Origin of the sequence: Xanthobacter autotrophicus ATCC 700552 (assembly GCF_043194565.1) — a bacterium.
GTDB lineage: Bacteria > Pseudomonadota > Alphaproteobacteria > Rhizobiales > Xanthobacteraceae > Xanthobacter > Xanthobacter autotrophicus_F.
In genome coordinates, this window is record NZ_JBAFVS010000072.1 from 1 (window position 1) to 876 (window position 876).

The window sequence follows — 876 nt, forward strand, 5'->3', positions numbered from 1 at the left end:
AGATACTCAGCCCAAGGTCACTCAGCCCTTGAGCACTTCGACGAGGGTCTTGCCGAGACGGGCCGGGGACGGCGACACGCGGATGCCCGCCGCCTCCATGGCCGCGATCTTGTCCTCGGCGCCGCCCTTGCCGCCGGAGATGATGGCGCCCGCATGGCCCATGCGGCGGCCGGGAGGCGCCGTGCGGCCGGCGATGAAGCCCACCATCGGCTTCTTGCGCCCCTTCTTCGCCTCGTCGGCGATGAACTGCGCCGCCTCTTCCTCCGCCGAGCCGCCGATCTCGCCGATCATGATGATCGACGTGGTCTTCGGGTCCGCCAGGAACATCTCAAGCACGTCGATGAACTCGGTGCCCTTCACCGGGTCGCCGCCGATGCCCACAGCCGAGGTCTGCCCCAGGCCCTCCTGCGAGGTCTGGAACACCGCCTCATAGGTCAGCGTGCCCGAGCGCGACACCACGCCCACCGAGCCGGTCTTGAAGATGTTGGCCGGCATGATGCCGATCTTCGATTCGCCCGCCGTCACGATGCCGGGGCAGTTGGGGCCGATGAGCCGGGACTTGGAGCCCGACAGCGCCCGCTTCACCTTCACCATGTCCAGCACCGGGATACCCTCGGTGATGCAGACGATGAGCGGGATCTCGGCGTCGATGGCCTCCAGGATCGCATCCGCGGCGCCGGGCGGCGGCACGTAGATCACCGAGGCGTCGGCCCCGGTCTTTTCCTTGGCCTCGATCACGGTGTCGAACACCGGCAGGTTCAGGTGGGTGGTGCCGCCCTTGCCGGGAGAAGTGCCGCCGACCATCTTGGTGCCGTAGGCAATGGCCTGCTGGGCGTGGAAGGTGCCGTTCTTGCCGGTGAAGCCCTGGGTGATGAC

Annotated in this window: 1 protein-coding gene; it reads right to left on the bottom strand. The window is 67.8% G+C overall.

From position 1 onward, the window contains the following. Nucleotides 1-21: 21 nt before the first annotated feature. The coding region (gene sucD, locus V5F48_RS24950; RefSeq protein ID WP_394260644.1) for a succinate--CoA ligase subunit alpha at nt 22-876 on the bottom strand (855 nt) is incomplete at its 5' end.